Origin of the sequence: Pyxidicoccus caerfyrddinensis (assembly GCF_010894405.1) — a bacterium.
GTDB lineage: Bacteria > Myxococcota > Myxococcia > Myxococcales > Myxococcaceae > Myxococcus > Myxococcus caerfyrddinensis.
The window spans coordinates 87,204-102,803 of sequence record NZ_JAAIYA010000009.1; the positions used below are offsets into that span (position 1 = coordinate 87,204).

General features: G+C 71.4%; 13 protein-coding genes. 6 read left to right on the top strand and 7 right to left on the bottom strand.

The window, feature by feature from the left end; translation table 11 throughout:
- The first annotated feature begins 520 nt into the window (after nucleotides 1–520).
- From G4D86_RS22600 to rimO, 6 genes are all read left to right on the top strand, one after another.
- Complete coding sequence (locus G4D86_RS22600; RefSeq protein ID WP_240360414.1) at nucleotides 521–3,535, top strand: serine/threonine-protein kinase; 3,015 nt, start codon at nucleotides 521–523, stop codon at nucleotides 3,533–3,535.
- Between the two features lie 103 nt (nucleotides 3,536–3,638).
- Complete coding sequence (locus tag G4D86_RS22605) at nucleotides 3,639–4,124, top strand: hypothetical protein (protein ID WP_163996071.1); 486 nt, start codon at nucleotides 3,639–3,641, stop codon at nucleotides 4,122–4,124.
- A gap of 124 nt (nucleotides 4,125–4,248) precedes the next feature.
- A complete protein-coding gene (locus G4D86_RS22610; RefSeq protein WP_163996072.1) occupies nucleotides 4,249–5,889 on the top strand; it encodes a ribonuclease J in 1,641 nt (546 codons plus the stop codon).
- Nucleotides 5,890–5,910: 21 nt separating this feature from the next.
- Nucleotides 5,911–6,408: a YajQ family cyclic di-GMP-binding protein gene (locus G4D86_RS22615; RefSeq protein ID WP_163996073.1), complete on the top strand. Its 498-nt coding sequence runs from the start codon at nucleotides 5,911–5,913 to the stop codon at nucleotides 6,406–6,408.
- A gap of 12 nt (nucleotides 6,409–6,420) precedes the next feature.
- Nucleotides 6,421–7,521: a DOMON domain-containing protein gene (locus G4D86_RS22620; protein WP_163996074.1), complete on the top strand. Its 1,101-nt coding sequence runs from the start codon at nucleotides 6,421–6,423 to the stop codon at nucleotides 7,519–7,521.
- Nucleotides 7,522–7,553: 32 nt separating this feature from the next.
- Entirely contained in the window at nucleotides 7,554–8,951 is a 1,398-nt protein-coding gene (gene rimO / locus G4D86_RS22625; protein ID WP_420821864.1) for a 30S ribosomal protein S12 methylthiotransferase RimO, read from the top strand.
- A gap of 52 nt (nucleotides 8,952–9,003) precedes the next feature.
- Here the strand turns inward: rimO and G4D86_RS22630 are convergent, their stop codons facing one another.
- From G4D86_RS22630 to rplU, 7 genes are all read right to left on the bottom strand, one after another.
- Nucleotides 9,004–9,972: a hypothetical protein gene (locus tag G4D86_RS22630; RefSeq protein WP_163996076.1), complete on the bottom strand. Its 969-nt coding sequence runs from the start codon at nucleotides 9,970–9,972 to the stop codon at nucleotides 9,004–9,006.
- Nucleotides 9,973–10,093: 121 nt separating this feature from the next.
- Entirely contained in the window at nucleotides 10,094–11,677 is a 1,584-nt protein-coding gene (locus tag G4D86_RS22635; RefSeq protein WP_240360415.1) for a hypothetical protein, read from the bottom strand.
- A 10-nt stretch (nucleotides 11,678–11,687) separates the two neighbouring features.
- Nucleotides 11,688–12,596, bottom strand: coding sequence for a LolA family protein (locus G4D86_RS22640; RefSeq protein ID WP_163996077.1), 909 nt, complete (start codon nucleotides 12,594–12,596; stop codon nucleotides 11,688–11,690).
- Nucleotides 12,597–12,674: 78 nt separating this feature from the next.
- Nucleotides 12,675–13,352, bottom strand: a complete 678-nt coding sequence (locus tag G4D86_RS22645; protein ID WP_163996078.1) for a TrmH family RNA methyltransferase — start codon at nucleotides 13,350–13,352, stop codon at nucleotides 12,675–12,677.
- A 4-nt stretch (nucleotides 13,353–13,356) separates the two neighbouring features.
- Nucleotides 13,357–14,769: a GTPase ObgE gene (gene obgE, locus G4D86_RS22650; RefSeq protein WP_163996079.1), complete on the bottom strand. Its 1,413-nt coding sequence runs from the start codon at nucleotides 14,767–14,769 to the stop codon at nucleotides 13,357–13,359.
- A gap of 126 nt (nucleotides 14,770–14,895) precedes the next feature.
- Nucleotides 14,896–15,168, bottom strand: a complete 273-nt coding sequence (gene rpmA / locus G4D86_RS22655) for a 50S ribosomal protein L27 (RefSeq protein ID WP_163996080.1) — start codon at nucleotides 15,166–15,168, stop codon at nucleotides 14,896–14,898.
- Nucleotides 15,169–15,207: 39 nt separating this feature from the next.
- Complete coding sequence (gene rplU, locus G4D86_RS22660; RefSeq protein ID WP_163996081.1) at nucleotides 15,208–15,516, bottom strand: 50S ribosomal protein L21; 309 nt, start codon at nucleotides 15,514–15,516, stop codon at nucleotides 15,208–15,210.
- Nucleotides 15,517–15,600: the final 84 nt, after the last annotated feature.

Genomic DNA, 15,600 nt, shown 5'->3' on the forward strand with positions numbered 1-15,600 from the left:
CTCCGTGGAGGCCAACCGGCTGCGTCGCCATGCGGAGGGGTGCCGACAATGCGCGGCGCTCCTGGCCCGGGTGACGCCTCCGGGCACTGCTTCGCACCGTCGCGTATCCGCGCCGGAGGATGAGGTCACGGGCAGGAATGCCGCCGCACCGGGAAGCGACGCGCAGGGCGGTGTCGATGAGGATGGCGTCACCGAGCCCATCGTCCTCGCCCGGCTCTCGAAGGCGTGGACGGGTGCGAGCCCGGGCTCCGCGGAGGCGCGCACGGAGGTCAACGTCGCTCCCGAGCCAGCCACGCTCGTCTCGCCGCAGCCCGAGCCGCGCGTTCCCGCGACGATTGTCTCGCCGCCGCCTGAGCGGCCCGAAGCACCGACGATTGTCTCGCCGCCGCCATCCCCGGGTGCATCACGGGCGAACCCGGTACACGCGTCAGTCACTGCCGCCCCGTCGGCAGCTTCGACTCCTGGCAACGGTGGTGCTCAGCCTGCGCCCCCGAAGCAAGGCAAGCGGTCCGCAACGCCCGTGCCTGCCGATTCAGGCACCGCGGCCTCTCCTCCGTCCGCGACGTCGGAGGCGGGCCCCGCTGCATCACCCGCCACCCCGCCCGCGCAGGTGACGCTGATCGTCCCTCCCCCCGCTCCACCCCAGGGCGCCAGCGTACGCATCCCTCCGCCCTCGCAGCACCCGGGCGCCAGCGCCCGCCCCGCTCCACCGCAGAACGCCAACCCACGCGCCCCTCTGCCCGAGCGCGCAAGCCCCGAAGCACCGCTCCCGCCCGAGCCCTTCTCCCCTTCCGACGCAATCCCCACCGTCCCCGGACGCAGGGCCCATGCAGACCGGGAGCCGTCGTCGCGCGCCTCGGTGGGCCGCTACCACATCCTCGACAAGCTGGGCTCCGGCGGCATGGGCGTCGTCTACAGCGCCTATGACCCGGAGCTGCACCGGCGCGTCGCCATCAAGCTGCTGCACCCGGACGCCAACACCGTGGCACGTGCCGATGGTGCCTCGCGCCTGCTGCGCGAAGCCCAGGCCATGGCCCGCCTCTCGCACCCGAACGTCGTCTCCGTCCACGACGCGGGCACCTTCGCCGGGCGCGTCTTCATCGCCATGGAGTTGGTGGACGGCCTGTCGCTGCGCCACTGGCTCCGCGCCGAGCACCGCACCTGGCGCGAGGTGCTGGAGGTCTTCCGCCAGGCCGGGCGGGGACTCGTGGCGGCCCATGCGGCGGGCCTCGTGCACCGCGACTTCAAGCCCGCCAACGTGCTCGTCAGCCAGGACGGCCGCGCGCAGGTGACGGACTTCGGGCTGGCGCGCACCACCGCGGACCTCGAGGCGGCGGAGGCAGGCCGGCGCACCGCACCCGCGAAGGTGCCCATCCTCCAGGACGACTTCCTGGAGTCGCCCCTCACCGAGGCCGGCCTCGTCATGGGCACGCCCGCGTACATGCCGCCCGAGCAGCACGAGGACGGGCGCACCGACGCACGCGGAGACCAGTTCAGCTTCTGCGCCTCACTCTACGAGGCCCTCTACGAACAGCTCCCCTTCGAGGGCAAGCGCTCGGCGGAGTACCTCCTCGAGGTGAGCGCCGGCCGCGTGCGCCCGCCGCCCCGTGGCAGCCGCGTCCCCGCCTGGCTGTTCCGCGCCGTCGCGCGCGGCCTCTCTCCCGCCCCCGAGGCGCGCTACCCATCCATGGCCGTGCTGCTGGACGCGCTCGGCCAGGACCCGTCCGTGGCGTGGCGCCGCCGTGGAGTCGTGGCCGCCGCCGCGCTGCTGCTCACCGGCGCGGTGGGCGTCACCTGGTGGGTGGGCAACCAACGTCAGGCACCGTGCCTCGGCGCGGAGGCTCGGCTGGCCGGCGTCTGGGACGCGCAGCGCAAGGCCGACGTCCAGAAGGCCTTCACCGCCACGGGCCGACCCCACGCGTCCGCGGCCTTCACCCGCGTGGCGGCGGCGCTCGATGGCTTCGCGCGCGAGTGGACCGGCATGCACCGCGAGGCCTGCGAGGCCACCCGCGTGCGCGGCCACCAGTCCGACGAGGTGCTGTCGCTGCGCATGGCCTGCCTGGACCGGCGCCGCTCCGCGCTCGACGCGGTGACGGGCGTGCTCGCGCAGACGGACGTGGAGTCGCTCGACTCCGCGCTGGACACCGCGCAACGGCTGCCGCCCGTGTCCGGCTGCGCGGACGTGGAGGCCCTGCAACGCGGCCTGCCCGAGTCCCCCGAGCAGCGCGAGCGCGTGCAGTCCCTGCGCACCCACGTGGACCGCGCCACCGCGCTGGTGGACGCGGGCCGCTATGCCCAGGCCCAGGCCGAGCTGAAGACGGCGCTGGAGCAGTCGCGCGCGTCCGGCGCCCGGCCGGTGCTCGCGGAGGCGCTGGAGTTGGAGGGCCGGCTCGGGCTCGTCACGGGCGACGAGGCGCGTGCCCAGGCCGCGCTGCGCGAGTCGCTCCTCACCGCGCAGGCCCTCCGCCATGACCAGCTCGCCGCCCGCGCCGCCGCGCGCCTCGTCACCACCGTCTCCTCCGAGCCCACGCTCGAGGAGTGGAGCGTCGCGCAGGCCCGCTCCTCCATCGAGCGCGCCGGCGGTGCTCCGGAACTGGAGGCGCTGCTCCAGACGAGCCTCGGCCGCAACGCCTTCCTCCGGGGCCAGTACGCGCAGGCCGCCGAGGCCTTCGGCCGCTCCGCCGCGCTGCGCGAGAAGTACTTCGGCGCCGAGCACCTGCTCACCGTGGAGTCGCTCCGCAACGAGGCCGCGGCGCTGTCCCGCACGCCAGACACCGAGCGCGCCGCGGGCCTGCTGCGCCGCGTGCTGGAGACGACGGAGCGGGTGATGGGCCCGGACCATCCGCAGACGGCCATGGCCGCAAACGCCGTGGGCTATCACCTCGTGTCCAGCCGCCGCTTCGAGGAGGGCATGCCCTTCCTGCGCCGGGCCATCACCCTGGAGGAGCAGGCGCTGGGCCCCGACAGCGCCACGCTGAGCTACCCGCTCAACAACCTCGCCGACGCGCTGGAGGCACTCGGCCGCTACGCGGAGGCCCGTCCCCTGCGCGAGCGCGCGCTCGACCTGGACCTGAAGGCCTACGGCCCCGCGCACCCGGAGACGGCCACCGATTTGACGGCGCTCGGTGAATTGGCCCTGCGCGAGGGCCGGCCACGCGACGCGGTGGACTTCGCCCGGCGCGGCGTGGCGGCCTACGAGGCTTTCCAGAAGGACCACCCGGACGTGGCCGCGCCGCTCACCACGCTGGGACAGGCCCTGCTGGCCCAGGGACAGTCGCGCGAGGCCCACACCTCGCTGGAGCGCGCGCTCGCCCTTCGCACGAGCAACCCCGGCCCGGGAGAGGACCTCGCGAAGACGCGCTTCGCGCTCGCCCGGGCCCTGGCGTGGAAGGACGCACCCCGGGCCCGCGCGCTGGCCACCCAGGCCCTGGACTTCTACGCCTCGGACGCCGCCACCTTCTCCGCCGAGGCCGACCACGTCCGCGAGTGGCTCCGGGGCCGACGTTCCGGGTCTCCCCGGACCCAAGCCCCCTGACAAGGCGCGGCGGCGCTTTCCCACGCACTTCCGGAGGACCTCGTCCCGATAACCAGGACAGAGGTTCTACGCGGGTGTCGTTCCACCCGACCGGAGTTGCGTCGTGCGCATCCCTACCCAGCAGGCTCCCACCAGCCCCACCGCTTCGCGTCCCGCCGCCGCCGTCCTGTCCGCCGCCTCCGCGCGGACGCCGGCCTTCCGGGCCCTGTTCCCGCAGCTCCGGCTGCTGGGTCGCGTGCTGAAGGAGCTGCTGCCCCAGACGCCCCGGTGGCCCATGCCGTCCACTCCCCGCCCGGCCGGTCCGCGCCAGGGCCGCGGTGAGGCCGTCGTCGACCGCTTCGCGCCGCCCACCGGCCGGGGCATCCCCGTGCGCATCAGCGCGTGCAAGAGCCAGCCCCACGCGGCGCCCCTTCCCCTGCGGCCATGGCACGGCTCGCCCCTGAAGCCCTGGTGTGGCACCGCGCTGAGGCCCTGGGTCCATCTGCCGCACATCTTCAAGCCCTTCTTCCGGCTCGGCGGGCATATGGCCTGCCAGGTGGTGGACTGCGGCGGGACACGCGGCAAGGGCATCCCCATCCGCATTTCCTGAGCTGCCGCCGCCCTCGAACGCCGCCGGCCTGGGGGGCTGGCGAACGGGCACGGACGCCTTCCTGCCTCCTCGCCATGCAACTTTCCAACACGCGCGACGACGTGAGTCCTTAGACTTCCGTCAAATGCTTCACGTCATTCCCCTGGGCGGCCTCGGCGAAATCGGCCTCAACTCGATGGTCGTCGCCTGTCGCGGGGAGATGCTGCTCATCGACGCCGGGCTGATGTTCCCCTCGGCGGGCATGCCCGGGGTGGACATCATCATCCCGGACTTCACCCACCTGAAGCAGAACGCCGCCCAGCTCAAGGGCGTGTTGCTCACGCACGGCCACGAGGACCACCTCGGCGCGCTCCCCTACCTGCTCAACGAAGTCCCCGTCCCCGTCTACGGCACGCGCTTCACGCTGGCCATGGCGCGCCACCGGCTCAACGAGATGGGGCTGGATGCGGACCTGCGCGAAATCGAGCCGCGTGAGCCCTTCCCCGTCGGCACCGCGTTCAAGGTGGAGGCGAGCCGCGTCACGCACACCGTGCCGGACGCGGTGGGCTTCATCATCCGCACCCCCGAGGGCACCCTCATCCACACCGGGGACTTCAAGCTGGACCCGGACCCCATCGACGGGCTGCGCACGGACCTGGAGCGCTGGGGCGAGGCCGGTGAAGAAGGCGTGCTGTGCCTCCTGTCGGACTCCACCAACTCCGAGCTCACCGAGGAGACGGGCAGCGAGCGCGTGGTGGAGCAGACCTTCGAGCGCCTCTTCACCGGCGCCACCGGCCGCATCATCGTCGCCCTCTTCTCCTCCAATCTGCACCGCGTGCGGCACCTCCTCGCGCTCGCCGAGCGGCTGGGGCGCAAGGTGGCCCTCCAGGGCCGGAGCATGATTCGCAACGTGGAGATGGCGCGCGAGCTGGGCTACCTGGACGTGCCCGACTCGCTCTTCATCCACCTGGACACGGTGGCGCAGCTGGCGGCCCACCGCGTGCTCGTCATCACCACCGGCGCGCAGGGCGAGCCCCGCGCGGGCCTGTCGCAGCTCGCCTCCGGAGATGGGCCCGTGCGCCTGGACCCCGGAGACCTGGTGGTGCTCAGCTCGCGCCCCATCCCCGGCAACGAGCGCTCCGTGGGCGCCCTCATCGACGACCTCCAGTGGCGCGGCGCGAAGGTCGCCTACGCGCAGCTGGAGCCAGGCGTCCACGTCTCCGGCCACGCCAGCCGGCCACAGCAGCGTCGGGTATTGGACCTGGTGCGCCCGCGCCACTTCGTCCCCGTCCACGGCGAGGGCCGCCACCTGCACCGGCACCTGGCCACCGCGCGCGAGGCGGGGATGGACCCCGCGCAGTGCCTGCTGGCACAGGACGGAGACGTGGTGACGTTCGACCAGGGCCGGGGCCGCTTCAGCGGCAGCGTGCCGGCGGGCCGAGTCCTCAAGGACCGCTCCAGCAGCGGCATCATCACCCCGGACGCCCTGCAGGAGCGCGTGAGGCTGTCCGAGACGGGCATGGTGGCGGCCGTCGTCGTCCTCCAGCGGGACAACCAGAAGCTGGTGGCCGGTCCTCAACTGTCAGGCCAGGGACTGAACCTGGACGAACAGGTGATCCTCCCCCGGGTGGCCCAGGAGGCCCGCACCCTCTTCGAGGCCCTGTCGCCCCAGCTCCGGGGGGATGACGCCCTGGTGCGAGAGGAACTCACCCGGGCGGTACGCCGCGCCTTCAAGCTGTACACCTCCCGGCGGCCCCTGGTGGTGCCCATGGTCGTCCGGGTGTAGGTATGGTAAGGGCCCCGGCCGATGCCATCCTTCGACGTCGTCTCGAAAATCGACCTCGCCGAGCTCGACAACGCGGTCAATCAGACCAAGAAGGAGCTCAGCACCCGCTATGACTTCCAGGGCGCCCAGGCGGACGTCGTGGTCGCCCCGGACCATACCGCCATCACCGTGAAGGCCAACAGTGAAGAGCGCGTCCAGGCCGCCAAGGAAGTGCTGCTGGTGAAGCTGGCCAAGCGCAACATCAGCCTGCGCGCGCTGGAGTACGGCGACATCGAGAAGACGGGCCTGCACAACGTGAAGCAGGTCATCAAGCTCCAGCAGGGAATCCCCGTGGAGAAGTCCAAGGAGCTGGTGAAGCTCTTGAAGGACTCGAAGATGAAGGTGCAGGGCTCCATCCAGGCGGACCAGCTCCGCGTCACCGGGAAGAACCGGGACGACCTGCAGGCCGCCATCGCCCTGTTCCGCCAGGAGCAGGACCGGCTGAAGCTGGACATGCAGTTCACCAACTTCCGCGATTAGAGAAGACGCCCCATGCGCGCCGCCGCCCTGTCCCTCTTCATGCTCTGTGTCCCGGCCGTGGCTTCCGCCCAGGAGGAGCGCGCCTCGAAGCCGGTGCCCTCGCTGACGAAGGCTCCGAGTTTCCAGAGCGGCCTCAAGGGCCTCGCCTCGCCGCTGGTGCTCAAGCCCGTGCCCGTGGCGGGGGCCAGCGCGTCCTTCACCGCGAAGGTGGGCTACCGCAAGGACACCCTCTATGTGGGCGTGGAAGCCACGGACGACCAGCTCGGCGCGGCGGACCTGCTCACCGTGTCCCTCTTCTTCCCGGGTGCCGGCCCCACCGCCACCGGCCACCTGTGGCGCTTCGCCTTCGACGGCAAGCGCGCGTCCGGCGCGGAGAGCGGCACGCCGGCCTTCGCCCAGGAGAAGGTGAACGCGGCCGTGCAGCGCCGGGGCAACACGCTGGCGCTGATGGCCGCCATCCCCGTGCGCGCCTTCCCCCGCTTCCCCGCGAAAGACCCGCTGGTGATGGACCTGTGCCTCACCTACGAGGACCAGGACGGCACGGGCGGCAAGACGACGTCCGTCTCCAACTGCCAGAGCGGCACCATGGTGGGCGACGCGCTCCGGCTGCCGGACGACGTGCGCAAGGCGCTCAAGCTGAAGCCGCCGGAGGCCGTCAACGCGCTGGAGCCCGCGAAGGACGGCTGGCTGGGCTGGGACGCGTTCAGCTACCCGGCCTGGGCCCAGGCGGACGTGCCCCTGACTCCCTCCTCGCTGCACGCGCTGGTGGTGCCACAGGCGCTGGATGCGACGAAGATGGGCGTGAATGTCCCGGAGACGCTCAGCCTGCCGGACGGGCGCCCGATTGTCTCGGTGCTCACGGGGAAGAATCCCTATGCCGTCGACGGTCGGTGTGACTCCGAAAGTGAATTGCGGGTGGGGCTGTACCTGGTGACGGGGAAGACGGCGCTTCGGGTGCTCGAGTGGCCGGCCGCCACCTGCGCGCTGGGCCGGGCTGCTTCGATGGAGCTGGATGAAGAGGGAGCGCTGGCCATCGGTTACTCGAACGGCGCGACCATGAACTTCGCCTGGAGTGGAGACCACTTCGAGCGAACCGAACTCGGAAAGCGGTAGACGCAGTGGAAGACACCAAGAGCCTGTACATGATGACCCTCGGCTGCCCGAAGAACCGGGTGGACTCCGAGGTGATGCTGGGCACGTTGCAGCACCACGGCTACAAGCTGGTGCAGGAGGCCTCCGAAGCCCAGGTCATCGTCGTCAACACGTGCGCCTTCATCGGCCCGGCGAAGCAGGAGTCGGTGGACTCCATCCTGGAGATGGCGGAGCTGAAGAAGTCCGGCGTCTGCAAGACGCTGGTGGTGACGGGCTGTCTGTCCCAGCGCTACGGCCAGGAGCTGTCGAAGGAGATGCCGGAGGTCGACCACTTCCTGGGCACCAGCGCCTACGCGCAGATTGGCGACCTGCTCGCCGCCGAGGCGTCGCCGCGTCAGGTGATTCCGGACCCCGACTACATCCACGACTCCAACACGCCGCGCGTCAACTCGATGCCGAAGTACACGGCGTACCTCAAGGTGTCCGAGGGCTGCGACAACGCCTGCGCCTTCTGCATCATCCCCACGCTGCGCGGCGGGCAGCGCTCGCGCCCCATCGACGACATCCTCATCGAGGCGAAGCGGCTGGTGGAGAGCGGCGTGCAGGAGCTGAACCTCGTCGCGCAGGACCTCACCGCGTACGGGCATGACCTGCCGGGCAAGCCGAAGCTGCACGACCTGCTCAAGGCGCTGGTGCAGGTGGACGTGAAGTGGATCCGCCTCCACTACGCGTACCCGCGTGTGTTCCCGGACGAGCTCATCGACGTCATGGCGTCGGAGCCGAAGATTGCCCGCTACCTGGACATGCCGGTGCAGCACGTCAGCGACAAGCTGCTGCTGTCCATGAAGCGCGGCCGCAACTCGGAGTTCCTCAAGGGCCTGCTGACGAAGCTGCGCGAGCGCGTGCCCGGGCTGGTGATGCGCACCTCGCTCATCGTCGGCCTGCCGGGTGAGACGGAAGAAGACTTCGAGATGCTGAAGGAGTTCGTGAAGGCGCAGCGCTTCGAGCGGCTGGGCGTCTTCCAGTACTCCGACGAGGAGGGCACCGCCGCGTTCGACCTTCCGGACAAGGTGCCGCAGAAGACGATTGAGCGCCGGTGGCGCGAGGTGATGGCCATCCAGAAGCGCATCAACCGCGAGCAGAACAAGAAGCTCGTGGGGAAGCGGCTGGAGGTGCTGGTGGAAGGCCCCGCGCCGGAGACGGAGCACCTGCTGGTGGGCCGCCACCAGGGCCAGGCGCCGGACATCGACGGGCTCGTGTACATCAACGACGGCCTGGCGTACCCGGGGGAGCTCGTCACGGTGGAGGTGACGGAGGCCCACGACTACGACCTGGTCGGCCGCGTGGTGGAGCGCCCGGACCCGAAGCAGCGCACGCACACCGCCCGCGACGCGCACCCCGCGCCGGTGCCCATGACTGCGAAGCCGCGCCCGTCGACGCGCGCGGAGTAGTGAGTCACCCGGGCCGTGGCGAGTGCGCCACGGCCCGCGCGGTGCGACGCGCTCACTTCGTGGGCGCGTCCTCCAGGATGATGCGACGGCCCGGGCTGACGGCCTGCAGCCGCTCGCGCAGCTTCTCCCGCTCCTTCTGCATCCCCTTCGGCAGCGCGGCCAGCTTCTCGTGCAGGTCGCGCGCCGTCTCGTCGTACCAGTCCTGGCGCGTGGTGCCGCCCGACGCGAGGTAGTGCGCGGCGCCCGCCAGGAGCACGCAGGCGTTCTCCCAGCCCGGGTCCTGTCCGGGGCCACCCTCGCTGCGGGTGAGGAGGACGGCCTGCCCCAGCGTCGTCCCCGGCGCGAGGTACACGTTGACGAGGGAGAACGCCGCGGTGCCCGAGGGCTCACGCATGCTGAGCCAGAGGAACCAGTAGCGCCCCTCGGGCGCGGGGGACTCCACCGCGTAGATTTCGGTAATCGGCGCCATGCCGCCGCCGGGCAGCCGGCCCACGAGGCCGAGCTCTTCGGGCACCACCAGCACCAGCGAGTCCACCGGCAGCTTCACGTCATCACACGGCAGCGTGGGCGGCGTCCCCGTCAGCAGTCGACGGGCGAGGTCCGCCGTCACCTCGTAGCGCTGCCGGCCGCGCTGCTCGTGGGCGACGAGGTGCCAGTGGCGGAGGACGGTCTGGAAGGTGGACTGGCGCAGCCGCTCACGGGCCTCGGGCGCCTCGACCTTGTGCCGCTCGCTGATGTCGTCCAAGGCGAAGCGCATCGCGTCCGCCATCTCCGGGTCCTTCATCAGCTCGACGTAGCGCGTGTAGCCGACGCGCGCGGCCACGCGCTCGACGACGGCCAGCAGCGCGTAGCGGACGGCGCCCGCGCCCTCCTCCTTCGTCAGCTTGCCCCGCTCCACGTCCTTCACGAGCACGCGCTGCATCCGCGCGAAGCCCTCCTTCTCCAGGTATTGGCGGGCCAGCTCGATGGAATGGCGCTGCTCGGTGTACTGACGGTCGAACTCGGTCGGGGGCGGTCGCATGAAGGAGGAAACCCGTGGGACGTGGAGCCCGGAGCAGAACGCAGGCCCCGCCGACTGTCCAGGCAACCGGCGTGGGACTGTCGCGGCCCCCCGTCAGTCCGCCAGCCCTCCGCCCCGCCTTCTACTTCGGGTCCTCGGGCTCCAGCTCGCGCTCTTCCGGGGGAGGCTCGCGCGAGGGTGACGTGCGGGAGGGCAGCCCCACGCCCTCGCCCAGGGGGGTGGGCTGGCACTCGCAGACGGTACGGCGTGAGGCGGCCTCGGTGACGAAGGCGCAGGCCGTGGGGCACTCGGGCTGGCGGCCCTCCTCGAACAGGGCCAACGTGAAGCCGGTGGCCGTGGCCAGCGCCGCATGGCAGGCGGGCAGCGCCTGCGCGAGCGAGGTCCACGGCAACCGGTGCTGCGTCGTCAGTCCCCGGCTGGTCGAGGGGAAGCTCAGTCCCACGCCGCAGCCCGTCTCGAGCCGCTGGCCATCCGCGCCCACGGGCTCCAGGTGCAGCCGCCCGCCCTCGGGCAGGTCGCGGTACACGGCGCCGCTGACGGACACGCTGCCGTCCGGCTCGCGGCGCACGTGGAGGCCGTAGCAGGCCTCTTCGCTGTAGGTGCCGCCCGGGCTGGCGCACCGCTGGCGCTCAGCGGGAGCCGGGGGTGCGCCCGGCGCAGGAGGCGAGGCCCCCACGGAAGTCGGCGCCGATGCCGCGGGAGCCGGGGGCGAAACCGACGCGGCGGGTGCGCCCACGGAAGGAGCCGAGCTCGGGGCAGGGCCCGACGCGAGAGGAGGCTCAGCCGAAGCCGGAGGTGCCACCGGCGGCCCCACGCGCGGCCTCCGCAGCACCAGCGCCCCACCCTTCGCGTCGAGCGTCGCGGTGAAGCGGCCCCAGACGTCCGGCCCCAGCCGTCCCAGGCTGCTCGGCGAGTCCCACCGCCCCGCCGCCTCCACGACCAGTGGTCGCGCCCCCACGCCCTCCGACACCTCCACCGCGTCCACCGCGAAGGTGCGCGCCGGCAGGTTGGCCGCCGTCTCCAGCGGCTGCAGCCCCTGCGCCTCGGCCGGGCCCACCGCCAGCCGGGAGAACGGCTCGCGCGAGCCCAGGACGAACGGCCCCGTCAGGTCCGCCTCTCCCTGCCTCACGCGCGCGGCCAGCAGCGGCCAGTCCCCCAGCGGCTCGCGGCTGAGCTCCACCACGTGCACCTCGCGAGCGGCATCCGACGCGGCGGCCTCCGCGGCATACGCCTCGCGCGCACGGGACGCGGAGAAGGTGACCTCACGGCGCAGCGGGTCCACGGTGAGCGCATAGGGCTCCAGGACGTCCGCGCCCAGCGTCACCGCGCAGGCGCGCTCGCCGGACAGGCCCGCGGTGCGCATTGGCGACACCACCGGCCCCACGGAGAAGGCGGGCAGCCGCACCACCGGCCAGGAGCGGAACCCACCCGCGGGCTCCGGCGCGCGCACCGTGCCCTCGGGCGCGGGAAGTAGCCCCTCGAAGCAGCCCTTCGAGACGAGCGACAGGGGCCGCGCCACGTCCAGCACCACCGGCACCGCATGCGTGCCCAGCCGCCCCGCCACGGTGAGCCGCAGCGCGGGCGAGGCCAACAGCGGCAGGGTGTGCCCCGCGAAGCCCTGGGAAGGCGCGGGGCCGGAGGCCGTGGCGCCTCGATGGCACCCGGCCAGCATCACCACACCCGCGAGGAGGAACGCGCCGCGCACGTCCCGCAGGTTACTGCTTCTTGGCCTTGGTGAAGTCGTCCACGCGGGTGTCGTCCGGCACGTCCAGCTTGAAGCTGTCCGCGTCGATGCCCACGTTCGTCTTCAGGCCCAGGAAGGAGATGGTGTTCTCGCTGCCGTCCGGGTCCACCACGGTGCTCTTGAGCACCTGCGCCGTGGCCGGGTCCACCTCCAGGCGCACCTGGCGGAAGCGGGGCTCGGTCTTCAGCGGGTCCAGCACCAGCAGCGTGCCCTTGCAGTCCTTGCACGCGCCCTTGGTGATGGCGAACTCGTCCGCCAGCTTCCCCTGGCCGAAGAGGAACGTCACCGACGCGGAGAGCTGGCTCGTGTCCACGCCGCCCACCGTGAGGCTCTGCGCGGCCGGGTCGTACGCATATATCTTGTTGCCGGCCAGCACGAAGGTGCGCGCGGTGGGCTTCTGGTACTCCCAGCGCATCAGGCCCGGCTTCTTGTAGGTGACGGTGCCCTCGGACGTCTGCGTGCGCCGGAAGGTCTTGTACTTGTAGTCCTGCCGGAAGCCGGAACGGAAGTCGCCCGTCTTCTCGTAGAAGGCCTGCATCCGGTCCACCAGCGACTTCACCTCCGGCGTCATCGCCGGGGCGGGCTTCGCGGGCGCCGCCTGCGCGGGCTTGCCCTGCGGCGCGGTGGCGGGCTTGCCGGCCTCGGCGGGCTTGCCAGCCTCGGCGGGCTTCGCCGGGGTGGCGGCAGCCGGCGTCTCCGTGGCCTTGGTCCCCTGGGGCGCCTTGGTCGCCTCACCCGCGGGCTTCGGGGCGGGAGCGGGCGTCGGCGCGGCCTGGGCCACCACCGCGGGCTTCACCGCGCTGTCGGTGGGAGCGGCCTGGGTGGCGGAGGCCGGCGTGACCGCGGACAGGAGCGTGGCGAGCAGGGTTTCCAGGAACATGGCGTGCATCTCCAGGCGGGCCGTGTAGGCCAGCGGCGTCCATCTACCCCATACCGACGGGGAAGAGGGGCACGGCATTCATGGCTGCGTCTTGAAGATGCGCTTCCTCTGTTTGATGGACAGCACGTAGAAGCGCTCGCGCAGGGCCTGGGCCTCCTCGGGGGGCAGGTCCCCCGAGCCCCCCAGGTGCTCGTCCCGCCAGGCGACCGCCCGGCTGATGCAGGCCGAGGCGGCGGCGGAGATGTTGAGGCTCTGGCTGAAGCCCCGCATGGGCACCCAGAAGGTGCCGTCCACGGCGTTCAGCACCTCCTCGCTCACCCCGCGCCGCTCGTTGCCGAAGACAAGCGCCGTCTTCGCCTCGAAGCGCATGGAGTAGAGGCTGGTGGCCCCCTCACGGATGGCGGAGGCGTAGAGGAGGAAGCCGCGCGACTTCAGGTGCTCGCGGCACTCGGCGAAGCTCTTGTAGAGCTTCACGTCCAGCCACTTGTCACACCCCTGGGCCACCTTCGAGTTGGGAACGAAGGGGGCCTCGGGGTTGATGACGACGTGCACCTCCTGGACGCCGAAGGACTCGCAGGTGCGCAGCACCGCGGCCATGTTGAAGCTGTCCTCCAGCCGGTCCAGGACGACGGTGAAGTTGCGAGTGCGCTGGCTGATGACCCTGTCGATCTTCTCCTTGCGCGCATCGAGCAGGAACTGCTCCGGCTCGTACTGCTCCTTCTCGAAGCGCTCGTAACCAGCACCGCCGCCGGACATCGCCTCAGGACCTCCTGCCGCCGGGCTTGCGCGCCGGTGCCTTCTTCACGGTCCGGGTCGGCTTCGCGGCCGGCCGCTTCTTCGCCACCGCTGCCCGCTTCGCGGAAGCCTTGCGCGCGGCCCCCTTCTTCGCCGCGGCCTTCTTCGCCGGAGCCGCCTTCTTCGCGGCCGGAGCCTTCTTCATGGCGGCACGCCCGGTGCTCGCGGCCTTGCGCGCCGGAGCCTTCTTCGCGGCGGCCTTGCGCGCCGGAGCCTTCTTCGCCGGAGCCGCGGCTTTGCGCGCCGGTGCCTTCTTCGCCGGAGTCGCGGCCTTGCGAGCCGGAGCCTTCTTCGCCGGAGCCGCCTTCGCCACGGACGCGGCCTTGCGCGCCGGCGCGGCCCGGACGGGCTTCTCCACGTGCAGCTTCGCCGTGCGGCCGGTGAAGAGCACCTCCGCCACCGAGTCCATCAGCGCCTGCATGCCCTCGCCGGTGACGCAGGACACGGGGTAGACGCGGGTGCCGCGCTCGCGCAGCGCCTCGGTGAAGGCGGCCAGCTTCTCCTGCGCATCGGGCAGGTCCAGCTTGTTGGCGGCCACCACCTGCGGCTTGGACGACAGCTCCTCGCTGTACTTCGCCAGCTCCGTGTTGAGCACGTCGAAGTCGTGCAGCGGCTCGCGGCCCTCGCCCTGCGCGCCCATGTCGATGAGGTGGATCAGCACCTTGCAGCGCTCCACGTGCCGCAGGAACTGGTGCCCCAGGCCCACGCCCTCGCTGGCGCCCTCGATGATGCCGGGGATGTCCGCCATCACGAACGACAGGCCGTCCTTGTACTGGACCATGCCCAGGTTGGGGACCAGCGTGGTGAAGGGGTAGTCCGCAATCTTCGGACGCGCCCGACTCACCCGGGAGATGAAGGTGCTCTTGCCAGCGTTGGGGAAGCCCAGCAGACCCACGTCCGCCAGCAGCTTCAGCTCCAGCCGCAGCGTCTTCTCCTCGCCCTTCGTCCCGTCCTGCGCGAAGCGCGGCGTCTGCCGCGTGGACGTGGCGAAGTTCATGTTGCCCAGGCCGCCCCGGCCGCCCTGCGCCGCCACCCAGCGCTGCCCGGGCTCGCCCAGGTCCACCAGCAGGTCCTCCGTCGCAGCGTCCTTCACCAGCGTGCCCACCGGCACCCGGAGAATCATGTCCTCGGCGCCACGACCGTTGCAGTCGTTGCCCATGCCGTGCTCGCCGGACTTCGCGAAGTGGTGCTGCTGGTAGCGGTAGTCGAGCAGCGTGGTGAGCTGCGGATCCGCCACGAAGATGACGGAGCCACCGTTGCCACCGTCTCCCCCGTTGGGGCCGCCACGCTCGATGTACTTCTCCCGCCGGAAGGAGACGGAGCCGTTACCGCCATCGCCCCCCTTCACGAAGATGCGGACCTCATCGACGAACTTCATCTAAGACTCCTGGAAAAACGCAGAGCGGGCCGCCCTCGCGTCCCGCCGCCGAAATGGGCGCGTGGACTGGAGAAGCGACCCGCTCGTGGGTGCCACACGGCTGCCGGCCATGAGGCCGGCGAACCGTCAGGCGCTCGGCTGGGCAGCGGCCGGGTAGACCGAGACCTTCTTCTTGTCGCGGCCCAGGCGCTCGTACTTCACCACGCCGTCGACCACCGAGTAGAGGGTGAAGTCGCGGCCGAGCTTCACGTTGGAGCCGGCGTGGATGACCGTGCCCACCTGGCGAACCAGGATGCTGCCGGCCGACACCGTCTCACCGCCGTACACCTTCACACCACGATACTGCGGGTTGGAATCACGCCCGTTGCGCGAAGAACCCTGTCCCTTTTTATGGGCCATGACACCTTGCTCCTGAAGTTTGAGGGGAATCCGACCGGACTAGCCGGCGATGGAGGTGACCTTCACCTCGGTGTACGGCTGACGATGGCCACGGCGGCGCGTCCAGCCCTCCTTCTCCTTGCGGAAATGGAGGACGCGGCGGTGCTTGTCCTGAGCCAGGACCTTGCCCACCACGCGAGCGCCCGAGACGGTCGGCTTGCCCACCTTGGGGCTGTCCGTACCACCCAGCATGAGGATGTCCGTGAAGGTCACCTCGGCGCCGATGTCTCCAGCGATCTTCTCGATCCGGAGCACATCGCCCTCGGCGACGCGGTACTGCTTCCCGCCCGTGCGAATGACTGCGTACATCGTCTAACCCCTGTCAGCTTTCGGGTTGGGTCAACCCTTGGAATCGACCGCGCATTTCGGACGGGTCCACCATCCAATTGCGCC

Excerpts from the sequence above, each read along its gene's own strand:
- obgE (WP_163996079.1), bottom strand. The coding sequence starts at position 14,769 with ATGAAGTTCGTCGATGAGGTCCGCATCTTCGTGAAGGGGGGCGATGGC.
- G4D86_RS22620 (WP_163996074.1), top strand. The coding sequence starts at position 6,421 with ATGCGCGCCGCCGCCCTGTCCCTCTTCATGCTCTGTGTCCCGGCCGTG.
- G4D86_RS22630 (WP_163996076.1), bottom strand. The coding sequence starts at position 9,972 with ATGCGACCGCCCCCGACCGAGTTCGACCGTCAGTACACCGAGCAGCGC.
- rplU (WP_163996081.1), bottom strand. The coding sequence starts at position 15,516 with ATGTACGCAGTCATTCGCACGGGCGGGAAGCAGTACCGCGTCGCCGAG.
- rpmA (WP_163996080.1), bottom strand. The coding sequence starts at position 15,168 with ATGGCCCATAAAAAGGGACAGGGTTCTTCGCGCAACGGGCGTGATTCC.
- G4D86_RS22645 (WP_163996078.1), bottom strand. The coding sequence starts at position 13,352 with ATGTCCGGCGGCGGTGCTGGTTACGAGCGCTTCGAGAAGGAGCAGTAC.
- G4D86_RS22640 (WP_163996077.1), bottom strand. The coding sequence starts at position 12,596 with ATGTTCCTGGAAACCCTGCTCGCCACGCTCCTGTCCGCGGTCACGCCG.
- G4D86_RS22610 (WP_163996072.1), top strand. The coding sequence starts at position 4,249 with ATGCTTCACGTCATTCCCCTGGGCGGCCTCGGCGAAATCGGCCTCAAC.
- G4D86_RS22615 (WP_163996073.1), top strand. The coding sequence starts at position 5,911 with ATGCCATCCTTCGACGTCGTCTCGAAAATCGACCTCGCCGAGCTCGAC.
- rimO (WP_420821864.1), top strand. The coding sequence starts at position 7,554 with ATGACCCTCGGCTGCCCGAAGAACCGGGTGGACTCCGAGGTGATGCTG.